Below are 16,065 nucleotides of genomic sequence, written 5' to 3' on the forward strand. Positions count from 1 at the left end.
GTCCTGCCCGCGCCCGTCAGCTCCCCAGCGCGCGCAGACCGTCCCGGTCCAGGACCACCGACGCGTCCAGGAACCGTCCGCACTTTTCGCCGAAGGGGTAGTTGGCCCGCGGCAGGAACGTCAGCGTGCGCACCGGCAGCGCGGAGCCGTTCGTGGCGGTGCCGGTGGCGGTGACATCGATGGCTGATTCGGTCAGGACATCCAGCATGAGCAAACCAACCTTGGTGCCATCCGGGGAGGAGGTCGCGGAGCAGGCACCGTAGGCATCGCAGCCCTGGTCGATGGAGACGCTGCCGGGGCGAAGCTCCAGCTCCCCTTCCTTGCAGTCGCCGTCCTGGCACGCCTTCAGGTGAACGGACCTGACATCAGGGGCGTAGCTCGCGGCAACGGTCACGGAAACCACGGTTGCCTGGGCGATGGCCGGGCACGGCGGGGCGTAAGGCTCGCACGCGGTGGCGAGTCCCGCCGTCGTCAATAACGCGATCAGCAGCCCTGGCCTGCCCATACCTTCAGCGTAGGGCTGCCGCGGGCGCCCGTCGAGGGTGCTCAGGCAGGCAGCCGGTAGCCGCCGCCGTCGAGCTCGGCGAGGCCGTCCGTGACGAGTCCGGACAGGGCTCGGTCCAGCTGTTCCGGGGCCGTGTTAAGCCGGTGGAGGGCGGCCAGCGGCACCCCGATCCCGGCAGGGGCAAAGCCAAGGTCGGCGGGTTCCTGCCGGAACATCTCCGCCGGAACGGGCACCTCCGCCACCCGCAGGACCGCCATCACGGCGCCGCGGACCTGCCGGTCGGTGCCATGCCACGCCTGGCCCTTGGGAACGTACGACGGCGGCGGCTCACCTGCCGCAAGCCACGCACACGCGTGCCGTACCGGGCAGTCGCCGCACTTTGGCGCGCGGGCGGTGCAGACCACGGCGCCCAGCTCCATTACCGCAGCGTTCCACCGCACGGAGGTGCCGTCGTCGTCCGGCAAAAGAGCCGAGGCCAGGCGCATCTCCGCGGCGGTAAGGGCAGGAGCGGGAAGCGCCGCTCCGGAAACCAGCCGGGCGTGGACGCGGCGGATGTTGGTGTCCACCACGGTTTCCCGGCGGCCAAAGGCGAAGGCGGCTACGGCAGCCGCTGTATAGCTGCCAACGCCGGGAAGCGTGAGCAGTTCGGCGTAGTTTCCGGGCACTTCGCCGCCGTGGTCGAAGACGATTGCGGACGCTGCCGCGTGCAGCCGCAGCGCCCGGCGCGGATAGCCCAGCCGGCCCCAGTGCCGGACCGCTTCGCCGGAAGGTTCGACGGCGAGGGCAGCCGGGGTGGGCCAGCGCCGGAGCCACTCCTGCCACACCGGGAGGACGCGGACCACGGGGGTCTGCTGCAGCATGATTTCGCTGACCAGGACGCCCCACGGGGAGCAGGATGCGTGCCGCCAGGGCAGGTCGCGCGCGGTCTCGGAAAACCAGCCGGTGATGTCCTCATGCAGGCGTGCCAGGTGGTCAGGACCAGGGGCGGCTCCGCCTGCCGGCGCGGCCGAGGGGGTGCCGGCAGGCGCAGCGGTGTTTCGGGGAAGGGCGGTGTCAGTGTCGATTCCAACACTGTAATGGATCGCCACGGGCGCCCGGAAACGGATCTTCCCGGGCTTGGAACCGCCGTTGTGACCAGCGCAATGGTCCGCCCCGGCGTGGTCCGGGGGTGGAACCCGGGGCGAGTCTTTAGCCTAGGAGGATGGGACGGGAAGGCAATTCATCATCACGGGGCAAGGCGGGGTCCGGAGCATCCGCCGTACGGAAGCCGAGCGCCGCGGTCTACCGCCGGCGTCGGCTGTTCCTCGGCGGTGTGCTGCTGGCCGTTGCCGCGATGGTGGCCGGGGGCATGGCTGCCGGTGGCGTCTTCGACGGGCGTGAACAGGTGTCGTCGGCCGGCCAGGCAGCGCCTTCAGCCACGGCTTCGTCCTCGCCGGCGGGTACCCCGTCTCCCACTTCCACGCCTTCCTGCGACCAGAAGCTGGTGACCGTTACCGCGGCCACGGATAAGGCTGCATACGGCCCGGACGAAAAACCGCTGCTCACCCTGAAGGTGACGAACGGCGGAAAAATTCCCTGCAAGGTGAACATCGGCACCTCGCAGATGGAATTCCTGGTCACCAGCGGCGAGGACCGCATCTTCTCCTCACGCGACTGCCAGGCCAGGAGCGAGGACCTGATCAAGGAGATCGCCCCGGGCGCCAGCGAGACGGCCAACTTCCCGTGGTCCCGGAACCGCACGGTGGAAGGCTGCCGGGCGATCGATGCGAAGCCGGGCGCCGGCGGCGCGTACTACGTGTTCACGGCGAAGCTCGGCGCCAAGACCAGCCCCAAGGCTGTCTTCCAGCTGCACTGACCCTCGACGGGGTTTACAGGAACCGGTCCAGCAGGCTCGCCTCGGCCATCCGGCTCAGGCCCTCGCGGACCGTCCGGGCGCGCTGGTCGCCGATGCCGTCCACCGTCATGAGGTCGTCGATGGTGGCTGCCATCAGGAACTGGAGCCCGCCAAAGTGGTCCACCAGGCGGTCGGCCACCGCCTTCGGCACGGCCTTGAGGCCCGAGAGCAGCCGGTAGCCGCGCGGCTGGACCACAGCATCGAGCGTTTCCACCCCGCCGGCGAATCCGATGATGCCCGAGATCTTGCCCAGGTCGATCAGCTCGGTGGGGCCCAGGTTCATCAGGGCATTGACCGCGGCCTCGATGTCCTCCGGTGTGGCGTCAGGTCCGGCGTAGTCGCGGATCACCACGTCGCTGCCCGGACCCCGCCCGGCGGTCAGTTCGTCGAGCTGGAGGGACAGCAGCCGTCCGTCCTCGCCAAGTTCCAGGACGTATTGGGAGATCTCCTCCGAAATCCGCCGCACCATTTCCTGCCGCTGCAGGGTTACCGCGACGTCGCGGACGGTGACCATCGCCTCGATTTCCAGGGCGGAGAGGGAGCTGGTGACCTGGTCCAGCCGGGACCGGTAGCGTTCCAGCGTGGCCAGGGCCTGGTTGGCGCGGGCCAGGACCTTCTCGGAGCCCTCCAGGACGTGGCGCAGCCCGTTCACGTAGAGGGCGATGATCTGCATGGACTGGCTGACCGAAATCACCGGAACCCCGGTCTGGATGGCCACGCGTTCGGCGGTCCGGTGGCGGGTGCCGGACTCATGCGTCTCGATGCTCGAATCCGGCACCAGCTGCACGGCGGCCCGCAGGATGTTGCCCGCGTCCTTGTCGCAGATGATGGCGCCGTCCATTTTGGCCAGTTCGCGCAGCCGCGTGGGGGAGAAATCAATCCCGATGTCGAACCCGCCGGAACAGATGGAATCGATGGTCCGGTCAGAGCCGAGCACGATCAGCGCGCCGGTCCGGCCCCGCAGGATGCGCTCCAGACCGTCACGCAGGGGGGTTCCGGGTGCCACCCTGCCCAGAGTCGCCTTGAGCGATTCTTCGGGGCTCCGCGCCATAGGTTTTCCCTTCAAAGGTGCGGACCGCCGCCCGCAGGAATGCCGGCTTGGGTGCTCCGCCGGCAGGATTCAAAAGTGCTCTGATTCCCGCAAGCTCCATGATAGAGGTAAGAGTGCCCGCATTCCGCATGTTCAAGCCCCAAAGTGCCTCATCGGGCCGCCTTGGAAACCCCCTCAGGAACGCGTTCGACGGCGGGCTGCGGCACGTCCATTTCGCTGCGGTTCCGCCGTTGGCTCAGCCAGCCGGGGAGGATTATCGCGCAGTGCGCGCTCACAGGGTTCTTCGATGTATCGGTGAGCAAGCCATGCGATGCCCGCCGCGCAGATCAATGCAGGCAGGGCGAGCGGCCAGGGCAGCCCCTGCGCCCCCCGGCCAACGAGAAGTCCGACCGTCCCCAGGACGAGGTAATGGACCATATAAAAGGCGAAAGAGAGCTCTCCGAGCCTTACCAGGGGCGGTGACGTTAGCAGGCGGCTGGTACCGGAGAGCTCCCGCCGGGCAGCCGACCAGATCAGGGCAACGATGGCGGGCAGCATGAGCGATTGGCAAACCCACCAGAGGCCCACATACACATTGGCTGCCAGGACCGTAAGCATGAGCCCTGCCGTGGCGAGGCCAGCAACCAGCAGCTGGATCCGGTGGGCAGGGACATAGCCCGACTTGAGGAGCAATGCCAAGGCCACCCCAATCACGAACTCGGGAAGCCGGTAGGGCGGAAAGTTGTAGGTGAAAAATTGCGCCGCCCAGGCATTGATCTCCGTCCCCAGAATGAACTGGAACGCAGTTCCTACTGCGGGTTGCAGCAGGCTCAGGAAGACGATGGTGCCCAACAGTTCGCGGCTGTTGAACCGACGCATCCTTGCCAAAAGTGGCGGCAGGAGGAGGTAGAAGAATGCTTCGGCTGACAGGGACCACGCGACGGGGTTGAACGACGGAGCCGACGAGGGCCACCACGCCTGGAGAAGGAGCAGGCTGTGAAGGAAGGACGCCCCACTCGAATTCCGTGCCACCGGAATAAGTGCAGCGACGGCGAGCGTCGCTGCACTTAGAGGAAAGAGCTTGGCAATGCGGTTCCGGAGGAAGGTTCCAGGACCGTCGTCGGCCGCTCCTGCCCACGTGAGGACGAAGCCGGACAGTACAAAGAAGAAACTCACACCGATAAAGCCGAGATTCAGGATAGGGACATCGTAGAGGCCGGACGCGTGCATTAGCGCCACGGCTGCCGCGGCAAAGAACCTCAGGCTCGTCAAGGAATCCAGGCGCACGCCCCTGCCCCCGGCCTCACCCCCGGCAAAGCCCGCGACCGTGTTGACGAGAGGAATCATGGCGGGAGCTTTCAGGGTTGCGTGCGGTGTTCGAGTCCCCGGTCAGGGGGCGGCAGCGGGACTTTTCCCTGTGCCTTTTAAGGCTAAGTGAAACGTCGCGCCCCCGGATGGCCAAGAGGGGCAGGAATGACAAAGGAATAGGCGAGGATTTCCGCAGGACGTCGCTTCACCGGTATGCCGCACCGGTGAGGCGCCGTCCCGCCGTCGTGGTTCGTGACCCTGCGATAAACTGGATGCTTGGCTGTTCGGCAGCCTGTATCCCCGGCCGTAGGTTTGAAAGCCCCGCGGCCGCAGTGCCCCGGAGCGCAGCGCCATGAATGGCGCTCCGTTGCCCGGGCAGCCCCAACCGCAGCGAAGGTAGCACCGTGTCCCAAGATGTCCTGACCCCAGCCCGGATCAATGCGATTCACAAAGAGGCCGGCCGCCGCAGGACCTTTGCTGTCATCTCGCACCCCGACGCCGGCAAGTCCACCCTGACGGAAGCGCTCGCCCTGCATGCGAAGGTGATCGGCACTGCCGGTGCCTCCAGCGGCAAGGCCAACCGCAAGGAAACCGTTTCGGACTGGATGCAGATGGAGAAGGACCGCGGCATCTCCATCAGCTCCGCGGCGCTGCAGTTCTCCTACCGGGACACAGTCATCAACCTGCTGGACACCCCCGGCCACGCCGACTTCTCCGAGGACACTTACCGGGTGCTGGCGGCCGTGGACTGCGCCGTGATGCTGGTGGATGCTGCCAAGGGCCTGGAAACCCAGACCATGAAACTGTTCGAGGTCTGCAAGCAGCGCAACCTGCCCATCATTACGGTCATCAACAAGTGGGACCGCCCCGGCCTGGATGCGCTTGCCCTGATGGACGAGATCACCGAGCGCACCGGCCTGCAGCCCATGCCGCTCACCTGGGCCGTCGGCATTTCCGGCGACTTCCGCGGCGTGTGGGACCTCCGCAACGACCGCTTCGCCCGCTTCCAGCGCAACAATGCCGGTGCGCAGATCGCGATCACCGAGTACTTCTCCCCGGAGGAAGCCGCGGCGGACCAGGGCAGCAACTGGTCCGACGCCGTGGACGAGGCCGGGCTGGTCATCGAGTCCAACCTTGAGTTCGACGTCGAGGCCTTCCACGCCGGCCAGGCCACCCCCATCCTGTTCAGCTCCGCGGCACTCAACTTCGGCGTCAAGGAACTGCTGGACGCGCTGGTGGACTTCGCCCCGCCGGCGGCACCCCGCCCGGACGTGGACGGCGCCCCGCGGCCCGTCGAATCTCCCTTCTCCGGCTTCGTCTTCAAGGTCCAGGCCGGCATGAACAAGGCACACCGGGACCACGTCGCCTTCATCCGCGTCTGCTCCGGCGTGTTCGAGCGCGGCATGGTGGTCACCCAGACCCGCACCGGCAAGTCCTTCGCCACCAAATACGCCCAGCAGGTGTTCGGCCGCGAACGCGAGGTCATCGACGAGGCGTACCCGGGCGACGTCGTCGGGCTGGTCAACGCTTCCTCCCTGCGCGTGGGTGACAGCCTCTTCCTTGAGGAACCCGTCGAGTATCCGGCCATCCCGCTCTTCGCACCCGAGCACTTCCAGGTGGCCCGCTCCAAGGACCCCAGCAAGTTCAAGCAGTTCCGCCGCGGCATCGAGCAGCTCGAGCATGAGGGCGTCATCCAGCTGCTCCGCTCCGACCTCCGCGGCGACCAGGCGCCGGTGCTCGCCGCCGTCGGACCCATGCAGTTCGAGGTGGTGGAGGACCGCATGGCGCACGACTTCAGCGCGCCCATGCGCCTGGAGCGCTTGTCCTACTCCCTTGCCAGGATTACGACGGCGGATGCCATGCCTGCGCTGGCGAACGTGCCCGGCGCTGAGGTTCTCTTGCGGTCCGACGGCGAATACCTCGCCCTCTTCACCGACGTGTGGGCGCTGCGCCGGATCGAAAAGAACCACCCCGACCTCACCCTGGTGCCCATCGGCACCCACAACCCCGCGAAGTAGGGCACCTTGAACGCATCACAGCCCCGTGCGGTGGTTACCGGCTCCGGCACCATCAACCCGGTGGGTTCCACCGTTGCCGAAACCTGGGCAGGACTCATCTCCGGCACCTCCGGGATCGCCGCGCTGGACGAGGACTGGGCGGAGCAGCTTCCGGTCAGGATAGCCGGCCGGGTCACCACCGACCTTTCGGAGCGGCTCAGCACCCGCGAGATGAAGCGGATGGACCGGTGCGGGCAGCTTGCGCTGGTCGCCGCCCGCGAGGCGTGGGCGCGGGCCGGTGCGCCCGAGGTCGATCCGGAACGGTTCGCTGTGGTCATCGGCTCCGCGTACGGCGGCCTGGGCTCCACCCTCGAGCAGGACCGCGTGCTCGCGGCCTCGGGCCCGCGCAAGGTTTCCCCGCACACACTGACCCGCCTGATGGTCAACGGCCCCGCCGCCTGGGTGTCCATCGACCTCGGCGCCAAGGGCGGCGCCCGGACCCCTGTCAGCGCCTGCGCCTCCGGGGCAGAGGCGATTGTCCAGGGAGCCGAGATGATCCGCTCCGGTGCGGCCGACGTCGTGATTGCCGGCGGGGTGGACGCGTCCGTGAACGACCTGGTGATCACCGGTTTCTCCCAGATTCGGGCGCTTTCGGGCCGCACCGGCGATCCTTCCCGGGCATCGCGCCCGTTCGACGGCGGCCGCGACGGTTTCGTGCTGGCCGAAGGGGCAGGGATCGTGGTGCTCGAGAGCGAGGCCCATGCACGCGCCCGGGGAGCCGCCGTCCTGGGTGCCGTGGCAGGAGGTGCGGTGACTTCCGACGCGAACGACATCGTCGCCGCCGACCCCGTGATGCAGCGCCGCGTCATGCAGAAGGCACTGGATTCTGCCGGCCTGCAACCGGCTGACATCGGATTCATCCACGCGCATGCCACCTCCACGCCTGTGGGGGACCGGCTGGAGGGGCTGGCGATCAACGCCATCTTCGGGCCCGACGTGCCGGTCACCTCCACCAAGGGCCACACCGGCCACCTGCTGGGCGGCGCCGGGGCGCTGGCAGCAGTTGTGGTCCTGGAGGCACTCCGCGAGGGCCGGCTGCCGGGCACGCTGAACCTGCAGGCGCAGGACACCGAAGTGGAACTCAACGTCGTGGCGGAACACGTCCGGGCGCTGCCTGCGGACAGCCCGCGCACCGGCCTGGTGAACGCGTTCGGCTTCGGCGGGCACAGCGTCGCCCTGGTGGTCGGCGGCGAATAGCCGCCGCGTCAGGCACCCGGTAGGGCGCCGAGGTGCGCCACCAGCGCGTGGAGGATCGGGACCTGGCCCTTGACCAGCTTCAGGCGGGCGTCCTGTGCGGGGAACCACCGGGCGTCGTCAATTTCCGGGAAGTCCTGGACCCGGCCGGAACCCCTGGGCCACTCGAGGGGGAACGTGTTGCTGCGGATCGCCTCCGGGTCAAACGCTGCCTCGGCGGCGAAAACAGTAATTACTTTGCCCGACGGTTGGCGGAAGTCGCCGAGGTGGGTGTATTCGGTGGCGGGAGCGGGAGTTCCCATCTCTTCGTGGAACTCGCGCAGCGCGGCAACGAGCGGGTCTTCATCCTCCAGGTATTCACCCTTGGGAACGGACCATGCACGCTCGTCCTTCCCGGCCCAGAACGGGCCGCCCATGTGCGCGATCCACACCTCAAGCACGGCGTCGGTTCGACGCCGGTACAGCAGGATTCCGGCACTTCGGACAGGCATTCCGGCCCCTTCCTGGTTCCAGCGACGAATTCAGGCCGGACGACTTCAAAATGGCCGCAGAAGTTAACCTGCAGTTCACAGCCCTGCTCTAGGGTAATCCTTCAGGCACTTAGCTCGAAGGGACACCCGTCATGGCCAACATTGCTGAGGTTTTGGGACGGCTGACGCCGGAAGAACTGGATGAACTTCGCGTGCTGGGACCGCAGGGACACCTGCCCCGCCACCTCGTCGATGCGCTGGATCAGGCGGCGGGCGGGCCCGGATCGGGCCGCGGCTATTACGTGCCCACCGGAAACGTCAGCCCCACCGGCGGCCCGTTGTTGGTGCTGCGCAGCGATGTGGCCGGGTGGCTGTTCAATTCCCACCAGGAAAATTCCCATCAGGAAGATGCCGACCCCCGCCCCATCGGCTAGCCGATCAGCAGGCTGAGCGCCTCGGTCAGGTGCTCCACTTCCCGGACGGAAAACCCTGCCGGGATGGGTCCCGGGCCGGTATGGCTGGCGGGAACCACGGCGTGGGTGAAACCGAGCCGATGGGCTTCCTGGATCCGCTGGTTGATCCCGGGGACGGGCCGGACCTCACCAGCCAACCCCACCTCCCCGAAGGCGATCAGGCGGACCGGCAGCGGTTTCCGCGCCTTGGCGGAGGCCACCGCCAGGGCAACGGCGAGGTCCGTCGCGGGCTCGCTGAGCTTCACTCCCCCCACGGTGGCCACGTAGGAATCGTCCTTGTGCAGCAGGGTCCCGGCCCGCTGCTGGAGCACGGCCAGCAGCATGGACACCCGCGAGCCGTCCAGGCCGCTGGTGGCACGGCGGGGTTGCGAGTTGGGGCTTTCGGCCAGGAGCGACTGCACCTCTGCCAGCAGAGGTCTCCGGCCCTCCATGGTCACCGTGATGCACGTGCCGGAAACCGGGTCCTTGGTGCGGCTGACAAACAGTCCGCTGGGGTCCGCCAGCCCTTCGATGCCGTTCTCGTTCAGGTCGAAGCAGCCCACGTCATCGGTTGGCCCGTAGCGGTTTTTCACGGCACGCAGCAGCCGGAGCCGGGAGTGCCTTTCGCCCTCGAACTGGCACACCACGTCCACCAGGTGCTCCAGCAGGCGCGGGCCTGCGATGGAGCCGTCCTTGGTCACGTGGCCCACCAGCAGGGTGGTCATGTTGCGGCGCTTGGCCGCGGCGATGAGGGAGGCGGCCACTTCCCTCACCTGCGAGACTCCGCCGGCGCTGCCGTCCACGTCCGCGCTGCTGAGGGTCTGGACGGAATCGACGATGAGGAGCCGCGGCTCCACCTTCTCCACCTGTCCCAGCGCCTGGCCGAGGTCCGTTTCCGCGGAGAGGTAGAGGGATTCGGCGACGGCGTCGATTCGCTCCGCGCGCAGCTTCACCTGCGCGGCGGATTCCTCGCCGGTCACGTACAGGACGTCCTGCGCGGTGCGTGCGAACTTCGCGGCGACATCAAGCAGCAGCGTCGATTTTCCGACGCCGGGCTCACCGGCCAGCAGGATCACGGCCCCCGGCACCAGCCCGCCGCCGAGGACGCGGTCCAGTTCGTCCACGCCCGTGGGCAGGAAAGCCGCCGTAGTGGCGTCTACCTCAGCGATGCGGCGGGCGGGCTCCGCAACGGTGGCGGCCGCCGTCGTACGTGCTACGGCGGTTCCGGTTTCCTCCACGGTGCCCCAGGCCTGGCACTCGCCGCAGCGGCCAACCCACTTGACCGTGGTCCAGCCGCATTCGGCGCATTTGTAGGCGGGCGCCTTGGAGGCCCGGGAAGTCTTTGTTGCCATGCGTTCAACCCTAGCGGCGGCGACCGACAAGCAGCCGGCGGCCTGCCAACCGACCCGGCTCAACCTGGGACGTTGCGCGTGACCTGAATCACCGCTATAGTTCAACGTCGAAGGCAATTTCGCCTACAGGATTGTTACTCGTAAGAGGCAAGACCTGAGAAGCACAGCACGTGCGTCTCGGGTCTTTTTTTGTGCCCAAAAATAGACAGAGAGGTCTGACATGGCAACTGTGGACTACCGGTCACTGGCCGGCGACATCGTGGCGGGGGTTGGCGGCGAAAGTAACATTGCCGGCGCCACCCACTGCGCCACCCGGCTCCGGCTCAAGCTGCGCGACGAGGCAAAGGCAGACACCGCAGCCGTGGAAAAGCTGCCCGGAGTGATCACCGTGATGAAGGCCGGCGGCCAATATCAGGTCGTGATCGGAGATAACGTTCCTACGGTCTACGCTGAGCTTGGCAGGATCACCAAAGTCACGGACGGCACCCCCGCCGAAGCGGAGACGGCGCCGCAAGGCAACCTCTTCAACCGCTTCATCGACCTCATCTCGTCCATCTTCTCGCCAGTCATCTGGCCGCTGGCGGCGGCGGGCCTGCTCAAGGCGTTCCTCAGCCTGGCCACCCAGCTGGGCTGGCTGGCACCGGAATCCCAGACCAACGTGATCCTGGCAGCCACCGCTGACGCCCTCTTCTACTTCCTGCCGGTGTTCCTGGCTGTCACGGCTGCCAAACGGTTCAAGACCAACCAGTTCACGTCCATGGCCATCGCTGCAGCCCTGGTCTACCCAAGCATCGTGGCGTTGGCCGGCGCGGGCGCACCGGTCAGCTTCGCCGGCATTCCGGTGGTGATGATGAACTACACCAGTTCGGTGCTGCCTATCATCGTGGCCGTATGGCTGCAGGGTTACCTTGAGCGCTTCCTGACAGGTGTCCTTCCGTCAGCCATCCGGAACTTCACCACGCCGCTGCTCACGCTCCTGGTCATGGTTCCACTGGTCCTGATGACGGTGGGCCCAGTCACCACCTTTGCCGCACAGGGCCTTTCCGCCGGGATCAACGCCGCCTTCACCTACGTGCCCTGGCTCGCCGGCGCCATCATGGGCGGCTTCTGGCAGGTCTTCGTCCTCTTCGGACTGCACTGGGGTCTGGTCCCCGGCATGCTCAGTGAAATGTCCACGCAGGGCTACTCGCTCATGATGGGCCCGCTGCTGGCGGCAGTCCTCGGCCAGGCCGCGGCCACCCTTGCCGTCATGCTCCGCACCCGCAACAAGGCCCGCCGTACCGTGGCGGGACCTGCAGCACTCTCCGGCTTCCTCGCCGGCATCACCGAACCGGCCATCTACGGCGTCAACCTGCCGCTGAAGAAGCCGTTCTACTTCGGCATTGCGGGCGGCATCGTCGGTGGCGCCATCGCGGCGGTCGGCGGCAGCGGCGCCAGCTCCTTCGTATTCCCGTCACTCCTTGGCCTGCCGGCTTTCAGCACCGTGGGCAACTTCGGCCTCCAGCTGCTGGGTACCGGCCTCGCCGTCGCCATTGCCTTCACCCTCACCTTCTTCTTCGGCCCGCGTGAGCTGGAAGCCGCGGACGACGCCGGCGCGCCCCTTCCCGGGTCCGCCGCGGACCCGCTGGAGGCAGGTTCGCCCGTCCCGGTTCAGCCGGCCACCGGCGCGGCCGGACCCGCCGCGTCCGCCGGTACGGCCGGCACCTTGGAGCTCCTGGCTCCCGTGTCCGGTCAGGCTGTGGCACTGGCGGAGGTCCAGGACAAAGTGTTCTCCTCCGGCGCCATGGGCAGTGGCCTGGGCATCGTCCCTGCGGACGGCCGCATCTGTTCACCCATCACCGGAACCATCAAGGCCGCCATGAAGACCGGCCACGCCTTCGGCATCAAATCCGACGATGGCGTGGAGGTCCTGGTCCACATCGGAATCGATACCGTGCAGCTCCAGGGGCGTGGCTTCGAAGCAGCCGTGGTCCGCGGCGACCAGGTCCGGGCGGGCGACCTTCTCGCCGTCGTGGACCTGGACCTGGTGGCCGAAGCCGGCTACGACACCACCACTCTGGTGATGGTCACCAACACCGCCCAACTTGCCAGCGTGACACCCGTGGATGGGGCGTCACTGCCCGGCGGCACCCTGGCGCAGGGCCAGGCCGCCATCAGCGTCCGGCCCTGATGCCGTCACATCCAGCCAACCCCGACTGACAAAGGAACAACTGTGACCACCACTTTCCCTGACGGATTCCTGTGGGGCGGCGCCACAGCCGCCAACCAGCTCGAAGGCGCCTACAACGAGGACGGCAAGGGCCTGTCGATCCAGGACGTCATGCCCAAGGGCATCACGGAGGCCCCCACCGAGGGGCCGACGCCGGACAACCTCAAGCAGGTGGCGATCGATTTCTACCACCGCTATGCGGAGGACATTGCGCTCTTCGCCGGGATGGGGTTCAAAGTGTTCCGGTTCTCCATTGCCTGGAGCCGCATCTTCCCCCTGGGCGATGAGGAAACCCCCAACGCCGAAGGCCTGGCCTTCTACTCCCGCGTTCTGGACGAGCTGGAGAAGCACGGCATCGAACCGCTGGTGACCATCAGCCACTACGAGACCCCGCTGCACCTTGCCCGGAAGTACGACGGGTGGACCAACCGCGAACTGATCGGCTTCTACGAGCGCTACTGCCGCACCCTGTTTGAGCACTTCGGCAGCCGGGTGAAGTACTGGCTCACGTTCAACGAGATCAATTCGGTGATTCATGAACCGTTCCTCTCCGGCGGAATCCCCACGCCCAAGGAGCAGCTCACCAAGCAGGACCTCTACCAGGCGATCCACCACGAGCTGGTGGCGTCGGCCCGGGCGACCAGACTGGCCCACGAGCTCATGCCCGGCGCGCAGGTGGGCTGCATGATCATCGCCCTGCCGGTCTACCCGCTCACCCCGGATCCCGCCGACGTTGTGGCTGCCATGCACACAGCCCAGGACAGCTACGCGTTCGGCGACATCCACTGCCGCGGCGAGTACCCGGGCTACCTGCTGCGCTACTTCCGGGACAACGGCATTGAACTGGAGATCACCGCGCAGGACCGCGAAGACCTCAAAAACACCGTGGACTTCGTCTCCTTCAGTTACTACATGAGCATCTGCGAAACTGCTGACCCCGCCAGGAAGGGCAAGGGCCCCGGCAACATTATGGGCGGAGTGCCCAACCCCACGCTCAAGGCCTCCGAATGGGGCTGGCAGATCGATCCGCAGGGTCTGCGCGTGGCCCTGAACGACTACTGGGACCGCTGGCAGAAGCCGCTGTTCATCGTGGAGAACGGCATGGGCGCCAAAGACCAGCTTGTGGAGGTGGACGGGACGAAAACGGTGGTTGACGACTACCGGATCGCCTACCTCAACGACCATCTTGTGCAAGCGCGCGAGGCGGTGGCCGACGGCGTCCGGCTGATGGGCTACACCTCCTGGGGCTGCATCGATGTGGTGAGCGCTTCGACGGCCCAGATGAGCAAGCGCTACGGCTTCATCTACGTGGACCGCAACGATGACGGCACCGGCACCCTTGCCCGCTACCCCAAAAAGTCCTACGGGTGGTACAAGGAAGTCATTGCCACCAATGGCGCCAGCCTGAACTAGCGGCACCCGGCAGCGCACGACGACGGCTGCCGGGTTAGGAACGAAAGGAGGACGGCGTGGAGGTGCTTCGCGTCTTTAATAACAACGTCGTCCTCGCCCGGGACGCGGACGGCAGGGGAGAGGTCATCCTCACCGGCCGCGGCCTGGGTTTCCAGGCGAAGCCGGGGCAGGAGGTGGACCGGGCCAAGGTGGTCCGGGTCTTCGTCCCGGAAGACGGCCGCAACGCGGACAACTTCGGTGCGCTGGTGGCCGCCATCCCGCCGGAACACCTGATGCTCGCGGACCAGGCGCTGGAGATCGCCCGCGGCGGGATGGCGGCGCCGTTGAACTCCACTACCGTCGTGGCGCTCGCGGACCACCTCAGCTTCGCCATCAAGCGGCTGCGCCAAGGCCTGTTGATCGAATACCCCCTCCGCGCCGAGGTGGCCCATCTCTACCCGGACGAGCTACGGATGGCCCAGCAGATCGTGGATTTCGTCAACAGCAGGCTTGAGGAGCCGCTGCCGCGCGATGAGGCGGTGGCGGTGGCCCTGCATCTGGTCAACGCGGGTTTTGCCAGCGGAGACCTTTCCTACACGTACCAGATGACCGGGGTTTTCGCGCAGCTGTTCGAGGTCCTGGAGCAGGCCTACGGGCGGGCGTTCGACAGGGAAACCGTGAACGCCGCCCGGTTCATCACACATCTGCGGTATTTCTTCGTCCGTGCCCACACCGGCAGGCAGCTGGCCGAAGGGGCCACCGGCCTTGGTTCCGCCATCCGCACTGCCTACCCGGACGCCTACGGGACCGCCCTGAAGCTGCAAGCCGTGCTGGAGCTGCGGCTGAGCCAGCCTTTGACCGAGGACGAGGTCACCTACCTGACCCTGCACGTGGCACGCATGGCCGATGACCTGAGGCTCCAGCAAGCAGCCGATACCCAGGGCTGAGCACCGTCACAGCGCCGGAAGCACGTCCCGAGCTTCCTGCGCGTCCATCCCGGTGGCCTCCAGGAGGTCCACCATCAGCGGCCGGTACAGCATCACCACGGTCTCGCCCTCCAGCCGCTCCACTTCCAGCAGCTTGGGATGCAGCCGCAGGGCGATCTCGCTGAGTTCCTGCCGGGCGGTGCGCAGGTGGGCGCGCCGAACGCCGTCGTGCGTTTCCGCCAGGCCCAGCGAAAGCTCGTCAATCGCGGCAGCGGTGTCCTGCAGAACCTCTGCGATGTTCTCGGTGGCAGCATCCGTGAGGGCGGCGTGGTTGATGGCACTCGTGAGCCGCCGCGCGAACACCCGGCTGTTCCGCAGCGCCAGGTCGATGAAATCAAGCGATTCCGTGAGCCGCTCCAGCTCCTCGCGGTGCCTCCGGTACGCGGGCGCCAGGGTGGCCACCTCGCCGGACGAGCGCAGCGACTGGCGCATCGCGTCAACCAGGGGCTGGCAGTTCCGGCCGCGGATCAGCGCATGCCACGCCTGGGTGGAATCGCTGTTGACCAAGGCCGTCCCGCATTCGCGCAGCACCTCAGCCAGCTCGTGGAGCAGCTTCCGGACGTCCCTGCGGGGTTCGCGGCGTGGATCCTTCGGAATCAGGATGGTCACCAGCAGGGCGAACAGCCCGCCCACCACGGCGTCTATACTGCGCGTGAACGGCCCGCCGTCGGGGGCCGGCAGCAGCACCACCAGGAGGGACTGCAGCCCCAGCTGCGTAGTGAAGATCGTGCCGCTGTCCAGGAAGCGGGCCAGCAGGATCGAGAAAAGAAGCACGACGGCGGCCTGCCAGATTCCGCCGCCCAGCCAGTGGAGCAGCAGGTCACCCACGGCGATGCCGATGGTGCAGCCAAGGCCCACCTCCACGACACGCCGAAGCCGCGGTTCACGGGAGAACCCGAGGGCGATCAGCGAGGAGGTGGCGGCGAACAGCGGGCCGGAGTGACCGAGCACGTACTCGGCAAAGGCGTATGCTCCCACCGCGCAGACCGTCATCTGGACGGCTGGAACCAAGGAATTCCGGCTCCGGATAAGCCCGGTCTGGACACGGCCGCGCAGGAACCGCCTGCCTGCTGAGAGTCCTGCCGAGGGCGCCATGGGCCCCAGTCTATTTCGTGGCCGCCCATACGGCCTGAAATGTGATCTGCGCAACGGCGACCCGGCATTTGTAAACTAATGTGGTCTGCGCGTTCACCTTCCGTTCACCTTGGACGGCCAA

General features: G+C 67.1%; 14 protein-coding genes. 7 read left to right on the forward strand and 7 right to left on the reverse strand.

What is annotated here, in order from left to right; genetic code table 11:
* Nucleotides 1–16 precede the first annotated feature (16 nt).
* Both ACIQCN_RS07405 and ACIQCN_RS07410 read right to left on the reverse strand, forming a co-directional pair.
* A complete protein-coding gene (locus tag ACIQCN_RS07405) occupies nucleotides 17–505 on the reverse strand; it encodes a hypothetical protein (protein WP_400610194.1) in 489 nt (162 codons plus the stop codon).
* A gap of 41 nt (nucleotides 506–546) precedes the next feature.
* On the reverse strand, nucleotides 547–1,473 hold the full coding sequence (locus tag ACIQCN_RS07410) for an A/G-specific adenine glycosylase (RefSeq protein WP_400610286.1): 927 nt from the start codon (nucleotides 1,471–1,473) through the stop codon (nucleotides 547–549).
* A 233-nt stretch (nucleotides 1,474–1,706) separates the two neighbouring features.
* Here ACIQCN_RS07410 and ACIQCN_RS07415 point away from each other — a divergent pair, with 233 nt between their 5' ends.
* Entirely contained in the window at nucleotides 1,707–2,360 is a 654-nt protein-coding gene (locus ACIQCN_RS07415; protein ID WP_400610196.1) for a hypothetical protein, read from the forward strand.
* A 13-nt stretch (nucleotides 2,361–2,373) separates the two neighbouring features.
* Here ACIQCN_RS07415 and disA read toward each other — a convergent pair whose 3' ends face one another.
* Nucleotides 2,374–3,450, reverse strand: a complete 1,077-nt coding sequence (disA, locus tag ACIQCN_RS07420; RefSeq protein WP_400607634.1) for a DNA integrity scanning diadenylate cyclase DisA — start codon at nucleotides 3,448–3,450, stop codon at nucleotides 2,374–2,376.
* Between the two features lie 174 nt (nucleotides 3,451–3,624).
* Nucleotides 3,625–4,776, reverse strand: coding sequence for an acyltransferase family protein (locus ACIQCN_RS07425; protein WP_400610198.1), 1,152 nt, complete (start codon nucleotides 4,774–4,776; stop codon nucleotides 3,625–3,627).
* 365 nt (nucleotides 4,777–5,141) lie between these two features.
* Here ACIQCN_RS07425 and ACIQCN_RS07430 point away from each other — a divergent pair, with 365 nt between their 5' ends.
* Nucleotides 5,142–6,755 carry a peptide chain release factor 3 gene (locus ACIQCN_RS07430; protein ID WP_400607629.1) on the forward strand — a complete coding sequence of 538 codons (1,614 nt, stop codon included), beginning with the start codon at nucleotides 5,142–5,144 and terminating at the stop codon, nucleotides 6,753–6,755.
* A 6-nt stretch (nucleotides 6,756–6,761) separates the two neighbouring features.
* On the forward strand, nucleotides 6,762–7,991 hold the full coding sequence (locus ACIQCN_RS07435) for a beta-ketoacyl-[acyl-carrier-protein] synthase family protein (protein WP_400610200.1): 1,230 nt from the start codon (nucleotides 6,762–6,764) through the stop codon (nucleotides 7,989–7,991).
* Nucleotides 7,992–7,999: 8 nt separating this feature from the next.
* Here ACIQCN_RS07435 and ACIQCN_RS07440 read toward each other — a convergent pair whose 3' ends face one another.
* Nucleotides 8,000–8,479: an NUDIX domain-containing protein gene (locus ACIQCN_RS07440; protein ID WP_400610201.1), complete on the reverse strand. Its 480-nt coding sequence runs from the start codon at nucleotides 8,477–8,479 to the stop codon at nucleotides 8,000–8,002.
* 131 nt (nucleotides 8,480–8,610) lie between these two features.
* Here ACIQCN_RS07440 and ACIQCN_RS07445 point away from each other — a divergent pair, with 131 nt between their 5' ends.
* Entirely contained in the window at nucleotides 8,611–8,892 is a 282-nt protein-coding gene (locus ACIQCN_RS07445; protein WP_400607624.1) for a hypothetical protein, read from the forward strand.
* Here the strand turns inward: ACIQCN_RS07445 and radA are convergent.
* Nucleotides 8,889–10,262, reverse strand: coding sequence for a DNA repair protein RadA (radA, locus tag ACIQCN_RS07450; protein WP_400610203.1), 1,374 nt, complete (start codon nucleotides 10,260–10,262; stop codon nucleotides 8,889–8,891). The two genes, ACIQCN_RS07445 and radA, sit on opposite strands and share 4 nt — an antisense overlap.
* A 220-nt stretch (nucleotides 10,263–10,482) precedes the next feature.
* Between radA and ACIQCN_RS07455 the strand changes: the two genes are divergently transcribed.
* The 3 genes from ACIQCN_RS07455 to ACIQCN_RS07465 are packed head-to-tail and all read left to right on the forward strand — an operon-like array spanning nucleotide 10,483 to nucleotide 14,810.
* The gene (locus ACIQCN_RS07455; RefSeq protein ID WP_400610205.1) at nucleotides 10,483–12,432 is read left to right on the forward strand and encodes a beta-glucoside-specific PTS transporter subunit IIABC; all 1,950 of its coding nucleotides are present in this window, start codon (nucleotides 10,483–10,485) and stop codon (nucleotides 12,430–12,432) included.
* Nucleotides 12,433–12,474: 42 nt separating this feature from the next.
* Nucleotides 12,475–13,884, forward strand: a complete 1,410-nt coding sequence (locus tag ACIQCN_RS07460; protein ID WP_400610207.1) for a glycoside hydrolase family 1 protein — start codon at nucleotides 12,475–12,477, stop codon at nucleotides 13,882–13,884.
* Nucleotides 13,885–13,940: 56 nt separating this feature from the next.
* Entirely contained in the window at nucleotides 13,941–14,810 is an 870-nt protein-coding gene (locus ACIQCN_RS07465; RefSeq protein WP_400607617.1) for a PRD domain-containing protein, read from the forward strand.
* A 6-nt stretch (nucleotides 14,811–14,816) separates the two neighbouring features.
* On the opposite strand, the gene ACIQCN_RS07470 is transcribed toward ACIQCN_RS07465, so the two are convergent.
* The gene (locus ACIQCN_RS07470) at nucleotides 14,817–15,944 is read right to left on the reverse strand and encodes an aromatic acid exporter family protein (protein WP_400610209.1); all 1,128 of its coding nucleotides are present in this window, start codon (nucleotides 15,942–15,944) and stop codon (nucleotides 14,817–14,819) included.
* Between the last annotated feature and the right edge of the window lie 121 nt (nucleotides 15,945–16,065).

It is taken from the genome of Pseudarthrobacter sp. NPDC092424 (assembly GCF_044754925.1).
Classification (GTDB): Bacteria; Actinomycetota; Actinomycetes; order Actinomycetales; family Micrococcaceae; genus Arthrobacter.